Source organism: Pseudomonas sp. CBC3 (assembly GCF_037967085.1).
Classification (GTDB): domain Bacteria; phylum Pseudomonadota; class Gammaproteobacteria; order Pseudomonadales; family Pseudomonadaceae; genus Stutzerimonas.
In genome coordinates this window covers 680,547-703,680 of the sequence record NZ_JBANEO010000001.1, presented here as the reverse complement: position 1 = coordinate 703,680, position 23,134 = coordinate 680,547, and the positions used below count along the sequence as shown (strand labels likewise).

Sequence of the window (23,134 nt, the reverse complement as noted above, 5' to 3'; positions counted from 1 at the left end):
TCGGTGAAGGCGCCCTGGCTGGATTTGCTGAACTGGTGGTTCGGCCAGGGCGCCACCGTTGGCGAAATCGCCCGGCAGAAGCACGGACTGTGGTTCGGCTACAAGCCCGAACAGGACGCCGAGGCGCGTGATCGCTTCGGCGACCTCACCGAGCAGGCGCTGGCCGGCGGGCTGGGCCACTGGGCAGAATCGCCACACGGTTGGCTCGCGCTGGTGCTGCTGCTCGATCAGCTCCCCCGCATGATCTACCGCGGGACGCCGCGTGCATTCGCCGGGGACGAGCGAGCCCTGCAGTTAGTTCGCGAGGGCATGGCGCATGGCGGCGACGTACTGCTTACGCCGATTCAGCGGGTATTCATCTATCTGGTTCTCGAACACGCGGAAAGCCTGCAGACACAGGAGCAGGCCGTTGCGCAATTCCAGATGCTCCACGGGCTCGTCGCGCCCGAAGACCGAAAGCTGTTCGCCGACTTCCTCGATTTTGCGGAACGCCATCGTGATGTGATTGCCCGGTTCGGACGCTTTCCCCATCGCAACGATACGCTCTATCGCCAAACCACCGAGGCCGAGCAGGCCTTTCTGGCCGAGCCCGGCTCACGTTTCTAGCGGCAGCGAGGAACCTCCCCGGCTGTTCGCTCCCTAACCTCTATCAGCCGGGCGCGGCCAGGCACCGTCTGAATCAAGGAAAACTGTCATGTCGTTGCGTCATTTGTCGTTGCTTGCTCTGGTCGTATTGCTGACGGCCTGCAGTCCGGTCACCCAGGAGAATTTCGCCAAGCTGAAAGCCGGCATGCCCCGCGCGGAAGTTGAAGAATTACTCGGCAAGCCCGGTGAGTGTGCTGGAGCGCTGGGCATGTCCAGCTGCACCTGGGGGCAGAAGAACCGTTTCATCAGCATTCAGTTTGCCGGCGACAAGGTGATGATGTTTTCCGGCCAAGGCCTGAAATAAGGAGCACCTATGCGTTACCTCATAGCTCTGTGTTGCGCGTTGTTAGTCACAGGATGCGCGGGTTCGCGGAATGTCGAAGGGCCGGAGACGGTCGGGCAGGTCGACCTGCAGCGCTATCAGGGAACCTGGTATGAGCTGGCGCGGCTGCCGATGTTTTTCCAGCGCAACTGTGTGCGTTCCGAGGCTGAATATCGGTTGCAAGATGACGGCAGCGTGGCGGTGACCAACCGCTGCGAAACCGCTGAAGGCGAGTGGCAGCAGGTCCAGGGTCAGGCAGTGCCCCAGCAGGCTGGCAAGACTGACAAGCTCTGGGTGCGCTTCGATAACTGGTTCAGCAATCTGTTTCCGGGACTGACCAAAGGGCATTACTGGATTCTCTACCTCGACGAGGGCTACGACGTGGCGCTGGTGGGCAGTCCGGATCGCGATTACCTGTGGCTGCTCTCGCGCGAAAAAGAAGTCGACGCGACAACGCGCGACAGGCTGCTCGCCGAGGCCCGCGAGCGTGGTTATGACGTCGGCGAATTGATATGGCGCGGCGAGTCGTCCTGACTCGGTTATTCCCAGTCCAGCCGCGCTAGCAGCCACTCGCCGTCCTCGCGCCACCATTCGAGTCTGACGTGGTAATGCCCGACGCGTTGGGGCAGCCAACGCTCGGCACCGGTCAGTGCTACCTGGGCTTCGCTGTAGCCTTTGTCCGAATAGATCGGATCGATCCAGCTCTGGGGATTCAGCGCTATCACCCGCACGTTGGTGTGACGCAGGAACATCAGGCCGGCCGTGCGCCGAACCCAGTCCCGGTCGAGGTTCTGGTTGGCGCGAAACTCCGGATGTATCCGCGCCATCAGGTCGCCGTTGTCCTTGTTTTCGATGCTTTCCTGTAGCGATTGCGCGGCCATTTCAAGCGCCGCCTGCGGATCGTCGCGGCCGCAACCGGCCAGCAGCAGGGCCAGCGCCGCGATAGCGATGGCTAATTTCCATACGGGCATGCCGAACCTCTCGAACCTCGTTATGATGCCGGAAACGTCAGGCGGGTCTAAGCCCGCGCACCGATCATGGAGTGTGCCATGCAGACCTTGTATCCGGAGATCAAACCCTACGCCCGGCACGAGCTGGCGGTCGACCAACCGCATGTGCTTTACGTGGACGAGAGTGGATCACCGGAGGGCCTGCCCGTGGTATTCGTGCATGGCGGCCCAGGCGGTGGCTGTGATGCCCTGAGCCGACGTTTCTTCGATCCCAACCTGTACCGCATCATCACCTTCGATCAGCGTGGCTGTGGCCGCTCGACTCCACATGCGAGCCTGGAAAACAACACCACCGCACACCTTATCGCCGACATGGATCGGATTCGTGAACATCTCGGCATCGACAAATGGGTGCTGTTCGGTGGGTCCTGGGGCTCAACCTTGTCGCTGGCCTACGCTCAGGCATTTCCCGAACATGTGCACGCGCTGATCCTGCGCGGCATTTTCCTCTGCCGGCCGAAGGAGTTCCACTGGTTCTACCAGGAAGGCGCCAGCCGATTGTTTCCGGACTACTGGCAGGATTTTCTTGCGCCGATCCCGCCGGAAGAGCGGGGCGATCTGATGCAGGCTTACTACAGGCGTTTGACGGGCAGCGACCAGATCGCCCAGATGCACGCCGCCAAGGCCTGGTCCTGCTGGGAAGGCCGTACCGCCACGCTGAGGCCCAACACCCAGGTCGTCGATCGTTTCTCCGACACCCATCGGGCGCTGGCGATGGCGCGCATCGAGTGCCATTACTTCGTCAACGATGCTTTCCTCGAGCCCGATCAACTGCTGCGTGACATGCACAAGATTGCCCATCTTCCGGGGATCATCGTGCATGGACGCTATGACGTCATCTGCCCGCTGGAAAACGCCTGGGAACTGCACGAAGCATGGCCGAACAGCGAGTTGCAGATCATTCGCGAAGCGGGTCACTCTGCAGCGGAGTCGGGTATCTGTGATGCTCTGGTGCGTGCCGCCGCGGACATCGCCCACCGCTTGCTCGATCTGCCGCCCGAGGAAGCCTGATGAAGGCATTGATCCAGCGCGTGCGGCAGGCGCGGGTCGAGGTGGCGGGCGAAGTGGTCGGCGCCATCGACCTGGGCCTGCTGGCGCTGGTCGGCGTCGAACGTGAAGATGACCATGCTCGGGCCGACAAGCTGTTGCACAAGCTGCTGCGCTATCGCGTTTTCAGCGACGAGCAGGGCCGGATGAATCGCTCGTTGACGGACATTGGTGGCGGTCTGCTGATGGTCTCCCAGTTCACCCTGGCTGCGGATACCGGTAGCGGTCTTCGGCCCAGTTTTTCCAGCGCGGCATCGCCGCAGCTCGGCGAAGAGCTCTACGACTACCTGCTAGCGCAGGCACGGCGTCAGCATTCGCCGGTCGCCAGCGGGCGTTTCGGGGCCGATATGCAGGTCCATCTGCTAAACGATGGGCCGGTGACCTTTCTGTTGGAGAGCTGAGTGTCGGAAAGCTGGCTCGTGGATGAGGCGGCCCTCTGTGCTTCACTTCGCTCCGCCCCTCACCCCAACCCTCTCCCCGGCGGGGAGAGGGAGACAAGCCGGGTGGCAAGCGCTGTAAGGGCATGCCCACATCGCAGCAGCCACTCTTCCTTTGGAAGAAGCTTGGTGAGGGAGCGGCCATACCAGCTGGTACCGAGAAAAGGCTAGCGCCCCGAGGGCTCCAGTCCGTTGTCGTGCAGCCAGGTGATGGCGTATTCGCGTAGCTGAACGGCCTGATAGTCCAGCCAGGCCTGGCGCACCGCGGGGAAATCCTCCAGTTTGAAATCGAAGGTTCGCAAAGGCTTGCGGCCTGTCAATGCGTCGCTGAGCATCGCATGAGCGATGGGGTCATGCTGAGTGAACAGAAACGCTTCGCGCATCGCGATCGACTCGGCAAGCCCGAGGGGTTCGATATGCAGAAAGCGGTCCTCCTGCACTTCGTATTTTTCGTTCACGCCCGGCGCGGCTTCGCCGGGAAATACCGCGCGGATTTGGCCGGACTCCAGATCGAGGTAATGTTCGCTGGCGTCGCGGTTATCCAGCGCGTATTCCAGCCGGTGAAGATCGATGGTCAAAGGGCGCATGGCAGCTACTGCTTTTGGGGTTCAGTAGCTCTGACCCACATGCTCCGGATGCGTGCATTACGTTCATCGGTACTGCATCGCCACGCGACGTACGTGCCGGCTTTGTCAGAACAGGCGCGCCAGCAGCGCACTGACGGCGGTTTCCACTCGCAGGATGCGCGCGCCCAGCTGAACAGGTTGCAGACCTGCTTCGCTGAGCTTGTCGATTTCATAGGGTATCCAGCCGCCTTCCGGACCGATGGCCAGCGTAACCGATTCGGTGATGGCGCGTGGACAGTCCGGATAGTTGCCCGGATGCCCGACCAGACCGCGAGTACCGGCGGCCAGTTGTGGCAATCGATCCTCGACGAAGGGCTTGAAGCGCTTCTCGATACTCACATCCGGAAGCACGGTATCGCGTGCTTGCTCCAGCCCGAGCAGCAGCTGCTCGCGAATGGCGGCCGGTTCAAGGAAAGGGGTTTGCCAGAAACTCTTTTCCACGCGATAGCTGTTGAGCAGCACCAACCGCGGTACGCCCATGCAGGCGACGGTCTGCAGTACACGGCGGAGCATCTTCGGTCTTGGCAGCGCCAGCAGCAGGGTGATCGGCAGTTTGGCCGGCGGCGGTTGATTCAGCTCGACCTCGAGCTCCGCCTCATTGGCATCCAGCCGCAGCAAGCGGCCCTGGCCCATTTCGCCGCCGAGCAGGCCAACGCGCAGATGCTCACCTGCCTCGGCACGGTGCACCTCTCGAATATGCGTGAGACGGCGATCATGCAGGACCACACGATTGGCGGCCACGAAATCGGCCGCCTCCAGCAGCAGCAGGTTCATGGACGAGGCGTAGGCGATTGGTCGCTGGGGTGCGGTTGGTCGTCTTCGGCATCGCCGCGAAACTCTTCACGCTTCTTGACCATGCTGCCGCAAATCAGCCCAGCCTCGAACAGCAGCCACATCGGTATGGCAAGTAGCGCTTGGGAAAACACGTCGGGCGGCGTCAGCACCATCCCAACGACGAAGCAGCCGACGATCACGTAGGGACGGCTTTTGCGCAAGGTGGCAACGTCGACGATGCCGACCCAGATCAGCAGGAAGGTTGCCACCGGAATCTCGAAGGCCACGCCAAAGGCGAAGAACAGCGTCAGCACGAAATCCAGGTACTGGCCGATGTCGGTCATCATCGCCACGCCCTCGGGCGTCACGCTGGCGAAGAAGCCGAACATGATCGGAAACACCACGAAGTAGGCGAAAGCCATGCCGCCGTAGAACAGGAAGATGCTGGAAATCAGCAGTGGGATGGCGATGCGCTTTTCGTGTTTGTACAGGCCGGGGGCGATGAACCCCCAGATCTGATGCAGGATCACCGGCATCGAGAGGAAAAGCGCCACCATCATCGTCAGCTTGAAGGGCGTGAGGAATGGCGAGGCCACGCCGGTGGCGATCATGGTCGCCCCTTCCGGCAGATAGGCGCGTAACGGTGCGGCAACCAGAGAGTAGATCTGCTGGGAAAAGTAGAACAAAGCGCCGAACAGCAGCAGGATCGCCACCACGCAGCGAAGCAGGCGCTTGCGCAGTTCCGTCAGGTGGGCAACTAGCGGCATTTCCTGATCATCGATGGAGGTATTGCTCATGGCTCGGCGGGTCGGTCCGGTCGTGGTGCGGGGGTGGTTTCGGCGGGTTTGGGCTCGGCCGTTGGTGCGTCGATCGCGTTGGCGTCAGGCGGTGGCGTTGCCGATTGTGGACTGGGCTTGGCCGGGACGCTGGGTGGGCTCGGCATGATGCTCTGCTTCATCTCGCGTTCGAGATCGAGAATGCGCTCGTTGTGCAGCTGACGGCGAATCTCGTCGGCGCCAATTTCGCGTTCGACCTCGGCCTTGATATTGGCGAAGCTGCGCTTGGCCCGGCCGATCCAAAGACCGGCGGTGCGCACCGCGCCGGGCAGGCGCTCTGGACCCAGGACGAACAGCGCTACCAGGCCGACCAGCAGCAGTTCGGTGAAGCCGATATCGAACATGCCTTAGTTCTTCTTCGTCGGATCTTCGACTTTGCGGGCCTCGGCATCGATGGTGTGGCTCTGCTTTTCTTCGACGCTGGGCTTTTCCTCATCGGTGCCCATCGATTTGCGGAAGCCCTTGATGGCGTCACCCAGATCCGACCCCAGGCCCTTGAGGCGCTTGGTGCCGAAGAGCATGACCACAATGAGCAGAACGATCAGGAGTTGCCAGATGCTGATTCCACCAAAACCCATGCTGCAGTACTCCGAAGTTGACTATCAGGATTGTGGGCGCGCGGCTTTTTCCGCATGCCCGGAGAGACCGAATCGCCGGTCGAGTTCGTCCAGTACCGCCTGTGGATGCTGATCCAGCGCGGCCAGCATCACCAGACTGTGAAACCACAGATCAGCGGTTTCATAGATCAGCTCGCTGGCGTCGCCGCTGATGGCGGCATCCTTGGCGGCCAGGATGGTTTCCACCGACTCTTCGCCGACTTTCTCGAGAATCTTGTTCAGACCCTTGTGGTAGAGGCTGGCCACATAGGAGCTGTCCGCCGCCGCACCCTTGCGGGCTTCCAGCACCTCGGCCAGGCGGGCAAGGGTGTCACTCATGTCGGTGCTCCGCATAGATCGCGTGGGGATCCTTGAGGACCGGTTCGACGGTTTTCCAGTCGCCGTTCTCGAAGACCCGATAAAAGCAGCTTTCACGTCCGGTATGGCAGGCGATGCCACCGATCTGCTCGACCATCAGCACGATGACGTCGGCATCGCAGTCCAGGCGCAGTTCATGCAGTTTCTGCACATGACCGGACTCCTCGCCCTTGCGCCACAGCTTGCCACGCGAACGTGACCAGTAGATGGCGCGGTTCTCCGTCGCGGTCAGCGTCAGGGCCTCGCGATTCATCCAGGCCATCATCAGGATGCGCCCGGTCCTGTAGTCCTGTGCAATCGCCGGGACCAGGCCATCGGCATTCCAGTTGATTTCGTCCAGCCAGTTCATCGGCGTCTCCGTGCAATGCGTCAAGTTTGCCAGCCTCGCCGACCGCTGGCTATCGGCGTACGACGATGAACAGGCCGGCCGCCAGCATCAGCCAGGCCGGCCAAGCAGCGGCGGCTGTGAAAGTCTCGGCTCCGGCTGCCAGTACCGCGCCGCCAGCCAGCAGCGATGCGCCAATCAGTCGCAGCGGCCAGCCGTGGTGACGTTCGCGCCAGGGCGGTGCGGGATTGTTGGCATGGGGCTGCGACATGTGCTCAAGCAGCTCGCGGGTCATGCCGGCCAGGTGCGGCAATTGCTCTATCTGCGCGTGTGCGTTTTTCAGCAACTGCATGGGACTCATGCGTTCGCGCATCCAGCGCTCGAGGTAAGGCTGGCCGGTGGACCACAGGTCCAGTTCGGGATACAGCTCGCGGCCCAGCCCTTCGATGTTCAGCAGGGTCTTCTGCAACAGCACCAGCTGCGGCTGGACCTCCATATTGAAGCGCCGCGCCACCTGGAACAGGCGCACCAGCAACTGACCGAAGGAGATGTCCTTCAGCGGCTTCTCGAAGATCGGCTCGCAGACGGTACGGATCGCTGCTTCGAACTCGTTGACCTTGGTTTCCGCCGGCACCCAGCCCGAATCGATGTGCAGCTGCGCGACCTTGCGGTAGTCGCGCTTGAAGAAAGCCATCAGGTTGCGTGCCAGGTAATCCTGATCTTCAGGCGTCAGGCTGCCGACGATGCCGAAGTCCACCGCGATGTACTGCGGGTTCCACGGCTGATGAGTGCTGACGAAAATGTTGCCGGGGTGCATGTCGGCGTGGAAGAAGCTGTCACGAAAGACTTGGGTGAAGAAGATTTCCACGCCGCGCTCGGCCAGCTGTTTCATGTCCGTGCGCTGTTCGGCCAGGCGCTTCATATCGGTCACCGGCACACCGTAGATGCGCTCCATGACCAGCACCTGCGGGCGGCACAGGTCCCAGTAGACCTGCGGTATGTAAAGCAGCGGTGAGCCCTGGAAGTTGCGCTTGAGCTGGCTGGCATTGGCCGCTTCGCGCAGCAGGTCGAGTTCGTCGTAGATGGTCTTGGCGTAGTCGTCGACCACTTCCACCAGGTGCAGGCGGCGAGCCTCGGTAGACGCGCGCTCGGCAGTCTTGGCCAGCAGGAACAACCAGGCAATGTCTTGGCTGATGATCGGCCGCAGATTCGGCCGGACCACCTTGACGACCACTTCTTCGCCGCTGCGCAGCTTGGCGGCATGGACCTGCGCGACCGAGGCGGAGGCCAGCGGTTTGCTGTCGAATCGCGCAAATATCTCGCCAACCGATGCGCCCAGCTGTCGCTCGATCAGGGCGGTGGCGACGGCCGAATCGAAGGGTGGGACGCGGTCCTGCAGCATCGCCAGTTCCTCGGCGATATCCAGCGGCAACAGGTCGCGGCGGGTCGAGAGAATCTGGCCGAACTTGATGAAGATCGGCCCCAGGCCTTCCAGCGCCAGGCGCAGGCGCGCGCCGCGGGACAGCACGCTGCGGCGCCGTGGCAGCCAGCGCCAGGGCAGCAGATAGCTGGAGGTGCGTAGCCACCAAGGCATCGGCAGGTCGAGGATGATGTCGTCCAGGCGGTAGCGGATCACCACCAGCAGGATGCGGAACAGGCGGCGGGTGGCGGCGAGCAGCTTCATTCGGCTTGGTCTGGTTTCAGAGATTGGTTGAGCCGCTCGACTCGGGCTTCGAGTCGGTCGAGGACGAGTTTGAGTTGGTCGAGTTCAGCGAAGCGGGCTTCGGCCTCGGCCATGCCGACCAGCGTTCGGGACTCTTCGCTGAGGTAGTCGGCGAGGTTCTGGCGCAGACTTTCAGCGCTTTGCCGTGCCCAGGCGGTCTGGCCGCGCACGCCGGAGCCAAGAAGCTGAGCGCCGACCGGACCGAGCCAGCGTGAGACTTCGTATTCCCAGTCCAGCTCGAGATCCTGCAACACTTCGGCAAGGCTCATTAGCAGCGCACTGTCGCCCTCGATCTCGACGTCCGGGCCGTGCAGGATCGCGGTCTTGTTGCGGCTGGTCGCCAGTCGCAGCAGGCTCGCGGCAGGCGCGCGCAGACGGCAATCGGCCTCGCGGCCCCAGTCGCCAGCCAGCCGCAGCCCTTCGCCATCGGCCAGCACGAACAGGCGCCAGGCGGGCGTCGTGCAGTCGATTTCGATGACGCGACCGCTCAGTCGGGCCAACCGCGGCAATGCGGTAGGGTCCAGGCGCAGGACGCGGTTGATGCCGCGCTCGGCCGCGGCCAGCAGGGCAGCGCGCAACATCAGGGCTTGATGCCGCGATGCAGGGCGACGATGCCGCCGGTCATGTTGTGATAGGTCACGCGCTCGAATCCGGCGTTGGCCATCATGCCCTTCAGGGTTTCCTGGTCCGGGTGCATGCGGATGGATTCGGCCAGGTAGCGGTAACTCTCTGAGTCATTGGTGATCAGCTTGCCCATCATCGGTAGCAGGCTGAACGAGTAGGCGTCGTAGGCCTTGGAGAACAGCTGGTTGGTGGGTTTGGAGAACTCCAGCACCAGCAGCCGCCCGCCGGGCTTGAGCACCCGCAGCATCGAGGCGATGGCGTCTTCCTTATGGGTGACGTTGCGCAGGCCAAAAGCGATGGTGACCACGTCGAAGTGGTTGTCCGGGAAGGGCAGCTTCTCGGCGTCGGCCTGAACGAACTTGACGTTGCCGGCCACGCCCTTGTCCAGCAGCTTGTCGCGTCCGACTTTGAGCATCGAGGCGTTGATGTCGGCCAGTACCACTTCGCCGGTGGTGCCGACGAGGCGCGAGAACTGCCGGGTCAAGTCACCTGTACCACCGGCGATATCCAGCACGCGATTGCCAGGGCGTACGCCGGACAACTCGATGGTGAAGCGCTTCCAGAGGCGATGCACGCCGCCGGACATCAGGTCGTTCATCAGGTCGTACTTGGCGGCCACGGAATGGAAAACCTCGGCCACCTTGTGCGCTTTCTCGCTCTCCGGCACGTTCTTGTAGCCGAAGTGGGTGATGGGCTCTGCGTCATGCTCTTTGCGGGGATCGGTCATGTCACTGTCACCGGAAGAATGTGCGGGGCATTCTAAACCTAAAAGGCTGCGGTGAGCTTCAAGCGGCAAGCCTCAAAAGATTTGTCCGATGGGCTCGGTCGCTGTGCAGCTTGCCGGCCTCGCCGACGATGACCGTCTGCGCTCAGTGGTGACTCCGCTCCAGGAACGCCCGCGACAGGCGCGCGACTTCATCGAGGTGGGTTTCCAGCAGCCAATGACCGCCATCCTCGAACAGGTGCAGCTCGGCGTTCGGTAAGTCGCGCAGGTAGGCTTTTGCCGACCCCTCGGGCATGTAGCCGTCGCGAGGACCCCAGACGATCAGAGTGGGCGGCTGATGGTCGCGCAGGTAGGCCTGATAACGGGGAAACCAGGCTAGGTTCTCCTTGAGCCCGGCGATCACCTGCACCGTGATTTCCTTGCGACGCGGTGTCATCAGTGCCCAATGCAGGTGCCACAGATCCGGCGGGATGCATTTGGCTAGCTCCGGCTCCACCTCGTTGAGAAATTCTTCCTTGAAGCCTTCGAAGCTGACGGCGTCGGCCAGCCCGGCGCGCGCCTGCGGGGTCGGGTTGGCGAAGAAGCTTTGCAGCGCGGCGTACTTGGGGCCCAGTTGGTCCTCGTAGATGTCGCCGTTCTGCAGGATCAGCGCGGCAATGCGCTGCGGCTGGGCGATGGCCAGGCGCAGACCGATCTGCGAACCGAAGTCGTGCAGATAGAGTGCGAAGCGCTCTACGCCCAGGCGGCGGGTGAAGCGATCGAGGAAGTCGGCGTAGCCGTCGAAATCGTAGGCGAAGTCGTTCGGCGTCGCGCTGTAACCGCAGCCTGGGAAATCCGGCGCGAGCAGCCGCCAGCGGTCGGCAAGCAACGGCATATAGGCCCTGAATTCGTAGGACGAGCAAGGGTAACCGTGAGGCAGTAGAACCACAGGTGCGTCCTGCGGCCCGGCGGCGCGGTAGAAGACGTCGATACCGTCTAGGTCGAGATGGTGGTGGGTAACACGGTGGGCAGGCATGGCGAAGGCTCCCGGTAGTCGTATGTGGCGGGTCTGTTGACTACGTTCGAACCTGAGCTTTGACCGCGCGCGCGTCGGCGGGCTCATCAGTTGTGCTGCCATTGGGCGGGAAGGTTGGGTGGCCACGAACACGGCTAAGTGGCTGCCGTGGGGGGGCGCAGCTGGAGAAAGCGGGTGGGTTGAAACCCGGCGAGCGAGTGTTACTTCGGCAGTTGGCTGCAGCGCAACGCAGCCAATCAGCCTTTCAAAGCATCAGCTTGACCGGCGAGATATCCGGGTCGCGGGATTTACCAGCTGCGGCCAGCGCCTGGAGGTATTCGTCCCAAAGTTGCTGCTGGTTGCGCGACAGATGGTCGAGGTATTCCCAGCTGTAAAGGCCGCTGTCGTGGCCGTCGCTGAAAGTCAGCTTCAGCGCGTACTGTCCGGCAGGTTCCACACCTTCCAGCGCAACGTTGATCTTGCCGGTCTGCAGGATCGGATTGCCATGGCCTTGGACTTCGGCGGACGGCGAATTCACCCGTAGGAATTCGGCCGGCAGGCTGTAGCGCTCGTCGGTGCCGTATTCCAGCTCCAGGGTTTTCGAAGCCTTGCGGAGTTTGATCTGAGTGGGGATGCGCATGGGCATACTCCGTATGAGCTTGAAGCCGAAAGCCAAAGCCGGAAGCCTGTCTGCTGCTGAACAGGTCGTGCCGCACCCTTCTTCCAGCTTCTGGCTCCCAGCTCCCTGCTGTTTTTAAAGGATATACCGCGACAGATCTTCGTCTTCCGCCAGCTCGCCGAGATGCTCGTTGACGTAGGCGGTATCGATGCGGATCGGCTCGCCGTTCTGCTGCCCGGCCAAGTCGCCGGCGCTGAAGGAAACTTCTTCCAGCAAGCGTTCGAGCAGGGTATGCAGGCGGCGGGCGCCGATGTTCTCGGTCTTCTCATTGACCTGCCAGGCGATCTCGGCCAGTCGCTTGATGCCGTCCTCGGCGAATTCGATATGCAGCCCTTCGGTCTTCAGCAGCTCACGGTACTGCTCGGTGAGCGAGGCGTGCGGCTCGGTAAGGATGCGCTCGAAGTCTTCCGGGGACAGCGCCTTGAGCTCCACGCGGATCGGCAAGCGACCCTGCAGCTCCGGCACCAGATCGCTGGGCTTGGACAGGTGGAAGGCGCCGCTGGCGATGAAAAGAATGTGGTCGGTCTTGACCATGCCCAATTTGGTGTTGACCGTGCTGCCCTCGATCAGCGGCAACAGATCGCGCTGCACGCCTTCGCGAGAGACATCGGCGCCGCTGGTGTTACCGCGCTTGGCCACCTTGTCGATTTCGTCGATGAAGACGATGCCGTTCTGCTCCACCGCTTCCAGCGCGCGGGCCTTGAGTTCTTCCTCGTTGACTAGGCGCGCCGCTTCCTCGTCCCGCACCAGCTTGAACGCGTCCTTGATCTTCAGCTTGCGGCTTTTCTTCTTGCCCTTACCCATATTGGAGAACAGGTTCTGCAACTGGCTGGTCATTTCCTCCATGCCGGGCGGGGCCATGATCTCAACGCCCGCCGGGCTGTCGGCGACTTCGATGTCGATTTCCTTGTCGTCCAGCTGGCCCTCGCGCAGACGCTTGCGGAATAGCTGGCGGGTGTTGGAATCGCTGCTTGGCGCCGGATCTTCGTTGAAGCCGGGGCGGGCCGGTGGCAGCAGGGCGTCGAGGATGCGCTCCTCTGCGGCGTCTTCGGCGCGGTGCTGCATCTTCTGCACTTCCTGCTCGCGCAGCATCTTCAATGCAGCATCGGCAAGATCGCGGATGATCGACTCAACGTCGCGGCCCACATAGCCAACTTCGGTGAATTTGGTCGCTTCCACCTTGATGAAGGGCGCGTTGGCCAGCTTGGCCAGGCGACGGGCGATCTCGGTCTTGCCGACGCCGGTCGGGCCGATCATCAGGATGTTCTTCGGCGTGACTTCCGGACGCAGTTCGGCGGAGAGCTGCATGCGCCGCCAGCGGTTGCGCAGGGCGATGGCGACGGCACGCTTGGCGTCGTCCTGGCCGATGATGTGGCGGTTGAGTTCGTGGACGATTTCGCGGGGCGTCATGGACATATTTCAGTACTCCGGAATCGGGTGCGCTCAGACGGCGCTATCCAATTCCTCAATAGTCAGATTCTGATTGGTGAAGACGCAGATGCTGCCGGCGATGTTCAGCGCGGTCTCAGCAATATCCTGGGCGGACATTTCGTCGCCGCCCTTGCGCAGCAGCGCCATGGCCGCCGCCTGGGCGAAGCCGCCGCCGGAGCCCATGGCGATCAGGTCGTCCTCGGGCTGCACCACGTCGCCGTTGCCGGTGATGATCAGGGATGCGTCCTTGTTGGCCACGGCGAGCATGGCTTCCAGGCGGCTCAGGGAACGGTCGGTGCGCCAGTCCTTGGCCAGCTCGACGGCGGCGCGCACCAGATGGCCCTGGTGTTTTTCCAACTGGCCCTCGAAGCGCTCGAAAAGGGTGAAGGCGTCGGCGGTGGCACCGGCGAAACCGGCCAGCACCTGGCCGTGGTAGAGGCGGCGGACTTTCTTGGCGTTGCCCTTCATGACGGTATTGCCCAGGGAAACCTGGCCGTCGCCGCCCATGACGACTTTGCCGTTGCGGCGCACTGAAACGATGGTGGTCAAGGAAAATTCTCCACGCGGCGGGGCGATGAATGCCCGAATGCGGTTGATATGGGGGAGGGCAACGCGCTTTTCAACCGGCCATGTTTCCGTCCGGCGGCCAGGAATCGTAAAGCTTCTATCGTGGGAGCGGTCCGCTGCTGCGGTGGAGGTGTCGTTGATCGCTCCCATGCTCCAAGCGTGGGAGCGTCGTGACGCTGAGCATCTTCAGAGGTGCCCACGCAGGAGCACGGGCACCATCAAGACAACCAAGAGGCGCGGCTGCGGCGAAGGGAGGCGGCCCGAATCTCGCTCAAGTCAGGCTGCGCCAACCCCTGTCGGTGGGTTGGGCTCGACGGGCACGCTGGAAGCTCGAGTCGCGGCGATGACCTTGCGCAAACGCACCGGAATCGATTTCGCCGCCGGCACCTTGCTGCGCTTGGCGTGGTGCCAGACCGGCAGCAGCACGTTGCACTCGGGGTAGTAGCCGGCGCAGCAGCCTTCGGGAATGTCGTAGGGCGTTACGCGCAATGGTCCAACCGCGCGATGCACGCCATCGTCCACCTCGGTCACTGCCTCGATCTGATCACCTTCGGCCAGGCCCAGGCGGGCGATGTCGTTGCGGTTCATCATGATCACCGCGCGCGTGCCGTGGATACCGCGAAAGCGGTCGTTGTAGCCGTAGACGGTGGTGTTGAACTGATCGTTGCTGCGCAGCGTCATCAGTTGCAGCACGTCGTGCCGCTCATGGCCGCCTTCTTCGGTATCGGGGTCTGCCGCCAGCTCCGGCGGGTTGATGAAGTTGGCTTTGCCGGTTTCGGTGTCCCACTGGCGCTGGCTGGCGCCTAGAGGCCGATGGAAGCCGCCCGGCTCCATCATGCGCACGTTGAAGTCATGGAATATATCGGGATAGCTCTCGGCGATGGCATTGCGGATCAGATCGTAGTTACCGACCCAGGCGTTCCAATCGAGATTTGGATTATCCACCAGCGCGGCCTTGGCCAGCCGCGCAACGATGGCCGGCTCGGACAGCAGCAACTCACCAGCGGGCTCGGCTGCCCCGCGCCAGGCCCGAATGCAGCCGGTGCTGTCTTCGGTGGTGTTGCGCTGCTCGCCGGTGGCCTGGCGGTCGATCTCGGTACGGCCCAGGCACGGCAGGATGTATGACACCTCGCCGGTGATCAGGTGATTGCGGTTGAGCTTGGTCGACACCTGCACCGACAGGCGCAGCCTGCGCCAGGCCGGTTCGATCTGCGAAGTATCGGGCACCGCGCGGGTGAAATTGCCGCCCAGGGCGATGAAACCCTTGATGCTGCCGTCGAGGATGCCTTCGCAGGCTTCCACCGTATTCACGCCATCCTCGCTCGGCGACTCGAAGCCGAACTGCCGGCGCAGATTATCGGCGGGCACCTTCGCCGCCTTTTCGGTGATGCCCACGGTGCGCTGGCCCTGCACGTTGGAATGCCCCCGCACCGGCAGGATGCCGGCGCCTTCCTTGCCCATATTGCCGCGCAGCAAAAGCAGGTTGACCAGCATCTGCACCGCCTCCACGCCATGGCGGTGCTGGGTGATGCCCATGCCGTAGGCCACGATCACGCGCTGGCAGCTGGCGTAGGCGGTGGCGGCGGCTTCCATCGCTGCGCGGCTGAGGCCCGAACGGCGCTCCAGCACTGGCCAGGCATAGCCGCGTACGCGCTGTTCGAAAGCCTCGAAGCCGTGGGTGTGCTGCGCGATGAATTCGACGTCCAGCACGCGTGGTTTACCCGCCGCTTGCGCCTCGTCATCCATGGCGAACAGCGCCTTGCAGACCCCGGTGATCGCGGCGATATCCCCACCGATCGCCAGCTGATGATATTGGGTGCTGATTACCGTGCTGTCCGGTGTAAGCATTTCCCTGGGTGATTGCGGATCGACGAAGCGCTCCAGCCCGCGTTCGCGAATCGGATTGAAGGTGACGATCTCGGCGCCGCGCTCGCGGGCTTCCTGCAGTTCGTGGAGCATGCGCGGGCTGGAGGTGCCGGTGTTCTGGCCAAAGAAGAACAGGCCGTCGGTCTTTTCCATGTCGTTCAGGGTGACGGTCGCAACGGGAACGCCGATGCTCTCCGGCAACGCCACCGAGGTGCTTTCGTGGCACATGTTAGAGCTGTCCGGCAGGTTGTTGGTGCCGTACATCCGTGCCAGCACGCCATACATGTAGGCGGTTTCCAGCGAGGCACGACCGGACATGTAGAAGACCACCTGGTTGGGGTCGGCCATGGCTTTCAGTTCCTGGCCGATCTCGGCGAAGGCCTCGTCCCAACTGACTGGTTTGTACTGGTCGCTGGCGGCGTCGTAGCGCATGGGATGGGTCAGGCGGCCTTGGTGCTCCAGATCGAAGTCGGTCCAGTTGAGCAATTCACGCACTGTGTGGGCGGCGAAGAAATCCGGGCCGCAGCGACGGCTGGTGTTTTCCCAGGCGGTGGCCTTGGCGCCGTTCTCGCAGAACGACAGGGCACGCGACGGGTGTGGCTTGGCCCAGGCGCAGCTGACACAGGCGAAGCCATCGATGGGTTTGTTCTGTTTGAGCAACAGCGAGGCGCCGGCTAACGGAATCTTCTCGCGGATCAGGATATTGGCGACCGAATAGGCCGAGCCCCAGCCGCCGGATGGTGCGTGGTAGGGCTTGAAGGTTGGCTGGCTCACGTCGATCTCCTGTGCTCTTGTTATGGAGGCGCATGGAGTTACGACGTAGGGGCCGGGTGATCGTTCAACCCTGTCGATACTAGGGTTATACGGCTTGTTACAGGCTGTTATTGCAACGCGAAATCCAGCTGGCGCCAGGCTTCGTAAACAGCGACGGCAACGGTGTTGGAGAGATTCAGGCTACGGCTGTCGGGCCGCATCGGCAGGCGCAGGCGCCGTTCGTTGGGCTGTGCGTCGCGGATTTCCGGCGGCAGCCCGCGACTTTCGGGGCCGAACAGGAAGGCATCGCCGCGCTGGAACTGCACTTGATGAAAAGGCTGCGAGCCTTTGGTGGTGAACGCGAACAGGCGTGTCTGGCCGATGCTCGCCAGGCAGCTGTCCAGATCAGCGTGGCGTTGCAACGGCGCATATTCGTGGTAATCCAAGCCCGCCCGGCGCAGACGCTTGTCGTCCAGTTCGAAGCCCAGGGGTTCGATCAGGTGCAGGCTGCAGCCGGCATTGGCGCAGAGCCTGATAATGTTGCCGGTATTCGGCGGAATTTCCGGCTGGAAAAGGATCACATGGAACATGCGCATCACCGACTCTGAAAACGACCGGCATTCTACTGCGGCAGGCGACCCTGCGCCGCACGATCCGCTACCTCGTTTGCGTCGGCGCTTTTTCGCAGCGCTGGTGCTGATCGGGCTGCTGGTGGGCGCCATGATTGGGCGGGTCACGGCGCCCGGGCCGGTGCAGTTGCTGCGTGCCGAGCCTATCGCCGGTGGGCTGCAGCTGTGGTTCGATCGCGAGCCGGAGCTCTACAGCCAGGACGTGGACGGGGCGGTGGGCATGTTGTTCCAGGCGCAGGGCAGTGCCGCGGACGGACGGCTTGATATCGGCGGCACCAACGTGGGCTGGCGCCTGCAAACGACTGAGAGCGGATTGTTGCTGCACTTCGTGGCGACCAGACCACTGGTGGCCGAGTCGGATGGCCAGGAAGCCGACGGTGACTGGCGGTTAGACGTGCGGGTCGCGCCGCGCTGATGGCGCAACCCGGTACGTATCGGTCGGTCAGTTGTCCTCGCCGTCGTCGTCCTCGCCACCGTCCACGCCCATCCCCAGCTCTTTGATCTTGCGCGTCAGGGTGTTGCGACCCCAACCCAACAGCAGCGCGGCGTCGCGTCGCCGCCCGGCGGTGTGGCGCAGGGCGGTTTCGATCATGATCCGTTCGAATGCCGGCACCGCCTCGTCGAGCAGGCCTGACTGGCCGCGTGCCAGCGCCAGATCGGCCCATTGATGCAGCGCCTGTTCCCAGTTATGGGCCGGTAGGGCGTCGGCAGGCTGATTGAGCAGCTCCGGCGGCAGGTCGCTCACATGTACCTCGCGTCCCGAGGCCATGACCGTGATCCAGCGACAGGTGTTCTCCAGCTGACGCACGTTGCCGGGCCATGGCAGGTTCTGCAGATATTCCTCGGTCTCGCTCTTGAGCAGCTTGGTCTCGACGGCCAACTCCTGCGCGGCCCTGGCGAGAAAGTGTTGCGCGAGCGTGGGAATGTCTTGGCGTCGATCGGCCAGACGCGGGATGTGAATGCGAATGACGTTCAGGCGGTGGAACAGGTCTTCGCGAAACTTGCCGGCCTGTACCAGCGTTTCCAGGTCCTGATGCGTTGCGGCAATGATGCGCACATCGACGCGAACCGGCGTATGACCACCAACTCGGTAAAACTCGCCGTCGGCGAGCACGCGCAGCAGGCGGGTCTGGGTGTCGGCCGGCATGTCGCCGATCTCGTCGAGAAACAGGGTGCCGCCATCGGCCTGTTCGAACCGCCCACGGCGTTGGTTGGCGGCACCGGTAAAGGAGCCTTTTTCGTGGCCGAATAGCTCCGACTCCATCAGGTCCTTGGGAATCGCCGCCATGTTCAGCGCGATGAACGGGGAAGCGGCACGCGGGCTGTGGCGATGCAGGGCATGGGCGACCAGTTCCTTGCCGGTGCCCGACTCGCCGTTGATCAGCACGGTGATGTTGGAGTGGCTGAGGCGACCGATGGCGCGAAAGACCTCCTGCATCGCCGGCGCCTCGCCGATGATTTCCGGCGTGTGGTGGCGGCTGACGGGCTCCTTGAGCTGCTCCTGTTCCTGCGCGTGCTGGTGGGCGCGCTTGACCAGCGACACCGCATCGTCGACATCGAATGGCTTGGGCAGGTATTCGAATGCGCCGCCCTGGTAGGACGCCACCGCGCTGTCGAGGTCCGAGTGGGCGGTCATGATGATCACCGGCAGACGCGGATAGTGCTCGCGAATCTGCGACAGCAGGTCCAAGCCACTGATACCCGGCATGCGGATGTCGGAAATGATCACATCCGGTTGCTGCCGCGCCAGTCGGCTCAGCATGCCATCGGCGCTGTCGAAGCTCTGCGTGGCCATGCCTTCCTGCTGCAGCGCCTTTTCCAGCACCCAGCGGATGGAGCGATCATCGTCGACGATCCAGACGTTTTCACTTTGGCTCATGCTGATGGGCTCCTTGTTCCAGCGGCAGGAAGATCGAGAACGCGGTGTGCCCCGGATGGCTCTCGCATTCGATCAGGCCCTGATGCTGACTGATGATGTTCTGGGTGATCGCCAGCCCGAGGCCGGTGCCATCGGGACGCCCGCTGACCATGGGGTAGAAAAGCGTGTTCTGCAGTTCGGCGGGGATGCCCGGGCCGTTGTCGATGATTTCGATGCGCGTCACCAGGCGGTGGCGGACGTGCCCGATGGTGAACTGACGCAGTGTGCGGGTACGCAATGTCAGGCGGCCCAACCCCAGTTCCGTCTGGCCGGCAAGTGCCTGCATGGCGTTGCGCATGATGTTGAGCACGGCCTGGATCACCTGCTCGCGATCGAGCAGTACCTCGGGAATGCTCGGGTCGTAGTCGCGCACCAAAATGAGGCGACCTTGGCTTTCTGCTTCGATCAGGCTGGCGACGTGCTCCAGCACTTCGTGGACGTTAGTCATCGTCAGGGATGGCAGCTTGTTCGAGCCGAGCATCCGGTCGACCAGGTTCCGCAGGCGGTCGGCCTCCTCGATGATTACCTCGGTGTAGTCCTTCAGGTGTTCCTCGGGCAACTCCCGCGCGAGCAGTTGCGCCGCGCCACGGATGCCGCCGAGCGGGTTCTTGATCTCGTGGGCCAGGCCGCGGACCAACATTCGGGTGGTCTCGTGGGTGGACAGTTGCGCTTCTTCCTTGGTGATGCGCAGCAGTCGATCACGCGGCAGCACCTCCAGCAACAGCATGGTTTCCTGGCGGGTCAGCATCGGCGTGACCGCGTAATCCACGGTCAGCGTCTGGCCGTTGGTAGAGGTCAGCGTTGCCTCGCGCTTGGTAAAGGGGTGCGCCTGTTCGACAGCCTGGCGCAGGGCCGCCAGCGCTTCGGGCGACTCGGTGAAAAGTTCGCTGATGAACTGGCCGTGGCTACGCTGGCCACTAACCGCCAGGAGCATCTCCGCTGCCGGATTCATGTATTCCAGACGCAAGCGCGAGTCGAGCAGCAGGGTCGCGGTGGTCAGGTTTTCGATCAGCAGGCGCTGTATGGCTTCGTTGATCATGGCTGTCTGCATCCGATAGGTCGTACGGGAAATGCAAGAAGCAAACCAAAGCGCCCTTTTTTACACAGGCGCCATTTGCCCGGACGCTCCAAAGCAGAGCATGGCAGAGAGACGGTAGGGCAAGTACGGCCGATACCACTTATGCACCATTTAGGTGCATAGGATGATCACAGAAAGGGCACGAAGGGAATATCTTTCTTTTCCTCGGGTTTGTCCTTCAGCGGACATTCGGGCCGCACGCCGTAATCGGACTTTTTGCAGGGATTAACCATACGCCGCTGCGCAAGAGAGGTGCGCAATAGATGAAAGGTGCGAGGTGGGCTGCTTTGCAGTGTCTGCCCCTTGTCATCGACAACCTCCACGATCAGCTGGTGGCTGCCGCGGTCGATGTTCCCCAGTGCGAAGGTGGGTTCGATGGTGGCCGGCGCGATCGGGCTTCCATCGAGCAGCAGGCGGTAGAGGTGGCCGGGCTGCAAGGCGGGATCGCTGGTGACGCTGACGGACAGTTCGCCGGCATTATTGCGCAGCGTGGTGTCGTGCTCAGGCTGGACGATTTCGAGCAACCGGTAAGTGAATTTGTTTTCGCGCGGCGCCTTGTCTGGCGTGGCTGGTGGCGCCGTCGGCTGAGCGGGCATGCTGTTGATTGATCTGGAATCGACCGATTCGGCCGCGCGGCCACCGGGACGGTCGGTGAATACGCGATTGCCCTGTTCATCTATGTAGGTGTAGATGCCGGCGCTGACGGGCAGCGCCAGCAGCGACAGCAGGCCGAACAGGCCGAGGAGGGCTTTCATCTGCGCCCCGGATTGGACGTATGCACGCGTTGTACCGTGAATTCCTTAGCGCTGCGCTGCACGACTCGTTCGCCGCTGAGCACCTGAACCTCCACCACATGCGTGCCTCGGTCGACATTGTCCAGCTGCAGCGCAGTGCTTGCACTCGGCTCCGCCTGGGGTATGCCGTCGAGCAGAAAGCGGATCTGGTGTCCCTGGCGCAGTGATGGGTCGAGCTGGGCCGTGACGACGAACGTGCCGTTATTGGCGCGCAGCGCCTGTTCATCGGGTATGCCGCCGATGGAAAGAGTCTGGTAGGGCTGCTGGCTGCGGTCCTCGTCACGTTCGAGCGGAGGAGAGGGCGGCGGCGTGCGGATATCGACCGTATTGGCTGGCGGCAGCTCGACGGTGTCGACTGCGACGCCTTCCGGCGGCTGGTTGGTAAATACCGTGTTGCCCTTTTCATCGGTGTATTTGTAGATCTGCGCCAAGGCTGGCGCCGTGATGAGCAACAACAGGCTGAACAATGCAAGGCGCATGGGAAGCTCCTCGGGTAAAGGTGCTGCAAGCCTTGCACCACTGATGTCGGCAGGCAAGCGTGATCAGCGCGAATTGGGAGCGGCCTCAACCTGACATCGTTGGCGGGAGTCTTGGCCGTGTTGCACAGTGACCGAGCGGCGATCGGAAGAAAGAACGATCAGTGGCGGGACTAACAACAAGGCCTCCCGAAGGAGGCCTTGTTGTCATGCGCAGGCTGGGATCAGACGCTGTAGTACAGGTCGTATTCCAGCGGATGCACGAAGGTGCGGACCTTGATTTCTTCCTCGCTCTTGAGCTCGAGGTAGGCATCGATGAAGTCGTCGCTGAACACGCCGCCCTTGGTCAGGAACGCGCGGCCCTTGTCGAGTTCTTCCAGGGCTTCCTTCAGGCTGCCGCAAACCTGCGGGATCAGCTTGCCTTCTTCCGGCGGCAGATCGTAGAGGTTCTTGTCAGCGGCGTCGCCAGGGTGAATCTTGTTCTGGATGCCGTCCAGACCAGCCATCAGCAGCGCGGCGAAGCACAGGTAAGGGTTGGCAGCCGGGTCCGGGAAGCGCGCTTCGATACGACGGGCTTTCGGGCTGGAAACGTACGGAATACGGATCGAGGCGGAACGGTTGCGCGCCGAGTAGGCCAGCATCACCGGTGCTTCGAAGCCCGGAACCAGACGCTTGTAGGAGTTGGTCGACGGGTTGGTGAAACCGTTCAGCGCCTTGCCGTGCTTGATGATGCCGCCGATGAAGTACAGCGCGGTCTCGGACAGGCCGGCATAGCCTTCGCCGGAGAAGGTGTTCTTGCCATCCTTGGAGATGGACATGTGCACGTGCATACCCGAGCCGTTGTCGCCGTACAGTGGCTTCGGCATGAAGGTAGCGGTCTTGCCGTAGGCATCGGCGACGTTGTGTACGCAGTACTTCAGAGTCTGAACTTCGTCAGCCTTGGCAACCAGGGTGTTGAACTTGACACCGATTTCGTTTTGGCCGGCAGTCGCCACTTCGTGGTGATGCACTTCGATGACCAGGCCCATCTCTTCCATTGCGTTGCACATGGCAGTACGGATTTCATGGTCGTGGTCGCACGGCGGAACCGGGAAGTAGCCACCTTTGACGCCCGGACGGTGGCCCTTGTTGCCACCTTCGACGTCCTGGTCAGTCATCCACGAGCCTTGCTCGGAGTAGATCTTGAACATCGAGCCGGAGATGTCCGACTTGAACTTCACTTCGTCGAAGATGAAGAACTCCGGCTCCGGGCCGACGAATACGGTGTCGCCGATGCCGGTGGACTTGAGGAATTCCTCGGCGCGCTTGGCGATGGAGCGCGGGTCGCGGTCGTAGCCCTGCATGGTGCTCGGCTCGACGATGTCGCAGACCAGGATCAGGGTCGGTTCTTCGGTGAACGGATCCAGCACGGCGGTTTCGTCGACCGGCATCAGGATCATGTCGGAAGCTTCAATGCCCTTCCAGCCATGGATGGAGGAGCCGTCGAACATCTTGCCATGTTCGAAGAAGTCTTCATCGTGAGCATCACGAGCCGGAATGGTGACGTGGTGCTGCTTGCCCTTGGTGTCAGTGAAGCGCAGATCAATCCACTTCACATCGTAATCTTTGATCAGTTGAAGCGACTTCGACATGGTGTTCTCCAAATAGTGGAAGCGCTGACAGGGGATGCTTCCGAAGCAGGGTGAAGCCGGGCGGCGATGTTCCGCCAAGGCAACCTGCCTCACAAGAGAGCAAATTGCATGCCAGTGCTCCGTCTTGGGTCCGGGCGCCTGAAATTGAAGGGCTGTTGTAACCGTGGGTGTCGCGGTGATGCGTGCTGTCCGCTTTGTGCACTTATTTGGTGCGTCGCTTTCTGGCTTTGTTCAATTTAAGTGCAATCGCA

27 protein-coding genes and 1 pseudogene are annotated in these 23,134 nt (G+C 62.4%); 6 read left to right on the top strand and 22 right to left on the bottom strand.

Annotated features, from left to right (window positions below; translation table 11 throughout):
* The first annotated feature begins 3 nt into the window (after window positions 1-3).
* The 3 genes from V6943_RS03160 (at window position 4) to V6943_RS03150 (ending at window position 1,501) form a co-directional block, all read left to right on the top strand.
* Window positions 4-606 carry a DUF924 family protein gene (locus V6943_RS03160; protein WP_340552584.1) on the top strand — a complete coding sequence of 201 codons (603 nt, stop codon included), beginning with the start codon at window positions 4-6 and terminating at the stop codon, window positions 604-606.
* 88 nt (window positions 607-694) lie between these two features.
* Window positions 695-949 carry a hypothetical protein gene (locus V6943_RS03155; RefSeq protein ID WP_131649410.1) on the top strand — a complete coding sequence of 85 codons (255 nt, stop codon included), beginning with the start codon at window positions 695-697 and terminating at the stop codon, window positions 947-949.
* Between the two features lie 9 nt (window positions 950-958).
* Window positions 959-1,501, top strand: a complete 543-nt coding sequence (locus tag V6943_RS03150; RefSeq protein ID WP_197444860.1) for a lipocalin family protein — start codon at window positions 959-961, stop codon at window positions 1,499-1,501.
* Between the two features lie 5 nt (window positions 1,502-1,506).
* Here the strand turns inward: V6943_RS03150 and V6943_RS03145 are convergent, their stop codons facing one another.
* Window positions 1,507-1,938 carry a hypothetical protein gene (locus V6943_RS03145; protein WP_131649412.1) on the bottom strand — a complete coding sequence of 144 codons (432 nt, stop codon included), beginning with the start codon at window positions 1,936-1,938 and terminating at the stop codon, window positions 1,507-1,509.
* A gap of 78 nt (window positions 1,939-2,016) precedes the next feature.
* On the opposite strand from V6943_RS03145, the gene pip reads away from it, so the two are divergent.
* Together pip and dtd are read left to right on the top strand one after the other, a co-directional pair.
* Window positions 2,017-2,988: a prolyl aminopeptidase gene (gene pip, locus V6943_RS03140; RefSeq protein WP_131649413.1), complete on the top strand. Its 972-nt coding sequence runs from the start codon at window positions 2,017-2,019 to the stop codon at window positions 2,986-2,988.
* The gene (gene dtd, locus V6943_RS03135) at window positions 2,988-3,425 is read left to right on the top strand and encodes a D-aminoacyl-tRNA deacylase (RefSeq protein ID WP_340552583.1); all 438 of its coding nucleotides are present in this window, start codon (window positions 2,988-2,990) and stop codon (window positions 3,423-3,425) included. Before pip ends, dtd begins: the two co-directional genes overlap by 1 nt.
* Before the next feature lie 203 nt (window positions 3,426-3,628).
* Here the strand turns inward: dtd and V6943_RS03130 are convergent, their stop codons facing one another.
* The 16 genes from V6943_RS03130 to trmL all read right to left on the bottom strand — a co-directional run bounded on the left by V6943_RS03130 (window position 3,629) and on the right by trmL (window position 16,947).
* The gene (locus tag V6943_RS03130; protein WP_340552582.1) at window positions 3,629-4,048 is read right to left on the bottom strand and encodes a UPF0158 family protein; all 420 of its coding nucleotides are present in this window, start codon (window positions 4,046-4,048) and stop codon (window positions 3,629-3,631) included.
* A 105-nt stretch (window positions 4,049-4,153) separates the two neighbouring features.
* The gene (locus V6943_RS03125) at window positions 4,154-4,861 is read right to left on the bottom strand and encodes a 16S rRNA (uracil(1498)-N(3))-methyltransferase (protein WP_131649416.1); all 708 of its coding nucleotides are present in this window, start codon (window positions 4,859-4,861) and stop codon (window positions 4,154-4,156) included.
* Window positions 4,858-5,658, bottom strand: coding sequence for a twin-arginine translocase subunit TatC (tatC, locus tag V6943_RS03120; protein ID WP_181099409.1), 801 nt, complete (start codon window positions 5,656-5,658; stop codon window positions 4,858-4,860). The genes V6943_RS03125 and tatC overlap by 4 nt, the downstream gene beginning before the upstream one ends.
* Window positions 5,655-6,041, bottom strand: a complete 387-nt coding sequence (gene tatB, locus V6943_RS03115) for a Sec-independent protein translocase protein TatB (protein ID WP_340552581.1) — start codon at window positions 6,039-6,041, stop codon at window positions 5,655-5,657. The genes tatC and tatB overlap by 4 nt, the downstream gene beginning before the upstream one ends.
* Window positions 6,042-6,044: 3 nt before the next feature.
* Window positions 6,045-6,275, bottom strand: a complete 231-nt coding sequence (gene tatA, locus V6943_RS03110; protein ID WP_131649419.1) for a twin-arginine translocase TatA/TatE family subunit — start codon at window positions 6,273-6,275, stop codon at window positions 6,045-6,047.
* Window positions 6,276-6,299: 24 nt separating this feature from the next.
* Window positions 6,300-6,632: a phosphoribosyl-ATP diphosphatase gene (locus V6943_RS03105; protein ID WP_131649420.1), complete on the bottom strand. Its 333-nt coding sequence runs from the start codon at window positions 6,630-6,632 to the stop codon at window positions 6,300-6,302.
* Window positions 6,625-7,020, bottom strand: coding sequence for a phosphoribosyl-AMP cyclohydrolase (gene hisI / locus V6943_RS03100; protein ID WP_340552580.1), 396 nt, complete (start codon window positions 7,018-7,020; stop codon window positions 6,625-6,627). The genes V6943_RS03105 and hisI overlap by 8 nt, the downstream gene beginning before the upstream one ends.
* A gap of 49 nt (window positions 7,021-7,069) precedes the next feature.
* A complete protein-coding gene (ubiB, locus tag V6943_RS03095; RefSeq protein ID WP_340552579.1) occupies window positions 7,070-8,680 on the bottom strand; it encodes a ubiquinone biosynthesis regulatory protein kinase UbiB in 1,611 nt (536 codons plus the stop codon).
* A complete protein-coding gene (locus V6943_RS03090) occupies window positions 8,677-9,300 on the bottom strand; it encodes a ubiquinone biosynthesis accessory factor UbiJ (protein WP_340552578.1) in 624 nt (207 codons plus the stop codon). The genes ubiB and V6943_RS03090 overlap by 4 nt, the downstream gene beginning before the upstream one ends.
* On the bottom strand, window positions 9,300-10,070 hold the full coding sequence (gene ubiE, locus V6943_RS03085; RefSeq protein ID WP_181099418.1) for a bifunctional demethylmenaquinone methyltransferase/2-methoxy-6-polyprenyl-1,4-benzoquinol methylase UbiE: 771 nt from the start codon (window positions 10,068-10,070) through the stop codon (window positions 9,300-9,302). The genes V6943_RS03090 and ubiE overlap by 1 nt, the downstream gene beginning before the upstream one ends.
* A 142-nt stretch (window positions 10,071-10,212) precedes the next feature.
* Window positions 10,213-11,082, bottom strand: coding sequence for an alpha/beta fold hydrolase (locus tag V6943_RS03080; protein WP_340552577.1), 870 nt, complete (start codon window positions 11,080-11,082; stop codon window positions 10,213-10,215).
* Between the two features lie 244 nt (window positions 11,083-11,326).
* Window positions 11,327-11,701: a gamma-butyrobetaine hydroxylase-like domain-containing protein gene (locus V6943_RS03075; protein ID WP_131649426.1), complete on the bottom strand. Its 375-nt coding sequence runs from the start codon at window positions 11,699-11,701 to the stop codon at window positions 11,327-11,329.
* Between the two features lie 114 nt (window positions 11,702-11,815).
* Window positions 11,816-13,156, bottom strand: a complete 1,341-nt coding sequence (gene hslU, locus V6943_RS03070; protein WP_340552576.1) for an ATP-dependent protease ATPase subunit HslU — start codon at window positions 13,154-13,156, stop codon at window positions 11,816-11,818.
* A 27-nt stretch (window positions 13,157-13,183) separates the two neighbouring features.
* The gene (gene hslV, locus V6943_RS03065; RefSeq protein ID WP_181085700.1) at window positions 13,184-13,720 is read right to left on the bottom strand and encodes an ATP-dependent protease subunit HslV; all 537 of its coding nucleotides are present in this window, start codon (window positions 13,718-13,720) and stop codon (window positions 13,184-13,186) included.
* A gap of 294 nt (window positions 13,721-14,014) precedes the next feature.
* Window positions 14,015-16,378 carry an FdhF/YdeP family oxidoreductase gene (locus V6943_RS03060; protein ID WP_340552575.1) on the bottom strand — a complete coding sequence of 788 codons (2,364 nt, stop codon included), beginning with the start codon at window positions 16,376-16,378 and terminating at the stop codon, window positions 14,015-14,017.
* A gap of 107 nt (window positions 16,379-16,485) precedes the next feature.
* Entirely contained in the window at window positions 16,486-16,947 is a 462-nt protein-coding gene (trmL, locus tag V6943_RS03055) for a tRNA (uridine(34)/cytosine(34)/5-carboxymethylaminomethyluridine(34)-2'-O)-methyltransferase TrmL (protein WP_181100207.1), read from the bottom strand.
* On the opposite strand from trmL, the gene V6943_RS03050 reads away from it, so the two are divergent.
* Window positions 16,946-17,401, top strand: a complete 456-nt coding sequence (locus V6943_RS03050; RefSeq protein WP_340552574.1) for a hypothetical protein — start codon at window positions 16,946-16,948, stop codon at window positions 17,399-17,401. The two genes, trmL and V6943_RS03050, sit on opposite strands and share 2 nt — an antisense overlap.
* A gap of 27 nt (window positions 17,402-17,428) precedes the next feature.
* Here the strand turns inward: V6943_RS03050 and ntrC are convergent, their stop codons facing one another.
* From ntrC to glnA, 5 genes and pseudogenes are all read right to left on the bottom strand, one after another.
* Window positions 17,429-18,865, bottom strand: a complete 1,437-nt coding sequence (gene ntrC, locus V6943_RS03045; protein ID WP_340552573.1) for a nitrogen regulation protein NR(I) — start codon at window positions 18,863-18,865, stop codon at window positions 17,429-17,431.
* A complete protein-coding gene (glnL, locus tag V6943_RS03040; protein WP_340552572.1) occupies window positions 18,852-19,943 on the bottom strand; it encodes a nitrogen regulation protein NR(II) in 1,092 nt (363 codons plus the stop codon). The genes ntrC and glnL overlap by 14 nt, the downstream gene beginning before the upstream one ends.
* 167 nt (window positions 19,944-20,110) lie before the next feature.
* A complete protein-coding gene (locus V6943_RS03035) occupies window positions 20,111-20,662 on the bottom strand; it encodes a DUF4124 domain-containing protein (protein ID WP_445324121.1) in 552 nt (183 codons plus the stop codon).
* Window positions 20,655-21,255, bottom strand: a pseudogene (locus tag V6943_RS03030) (DUF4124 domain-containing protein). Before V6943_RS03030 ends, V6943_RS03035 begins: the two are co-directional and overlap by 8 nt.
* Before the next feature lie 221 nt (window positions 21,256-21,476).
* Entirely contained in the window at window positions 21,477-22,883 is a 1,407-nt protein-coding gene (gene glnA / locus V6943_RS03025) for a glutamate--ammonia ligase (protein ID WP_181099439.1), read from the bottom strand.
* Between the last annotated feature and the right edge of the window lie 251 nt (window positions 22,884-23,134).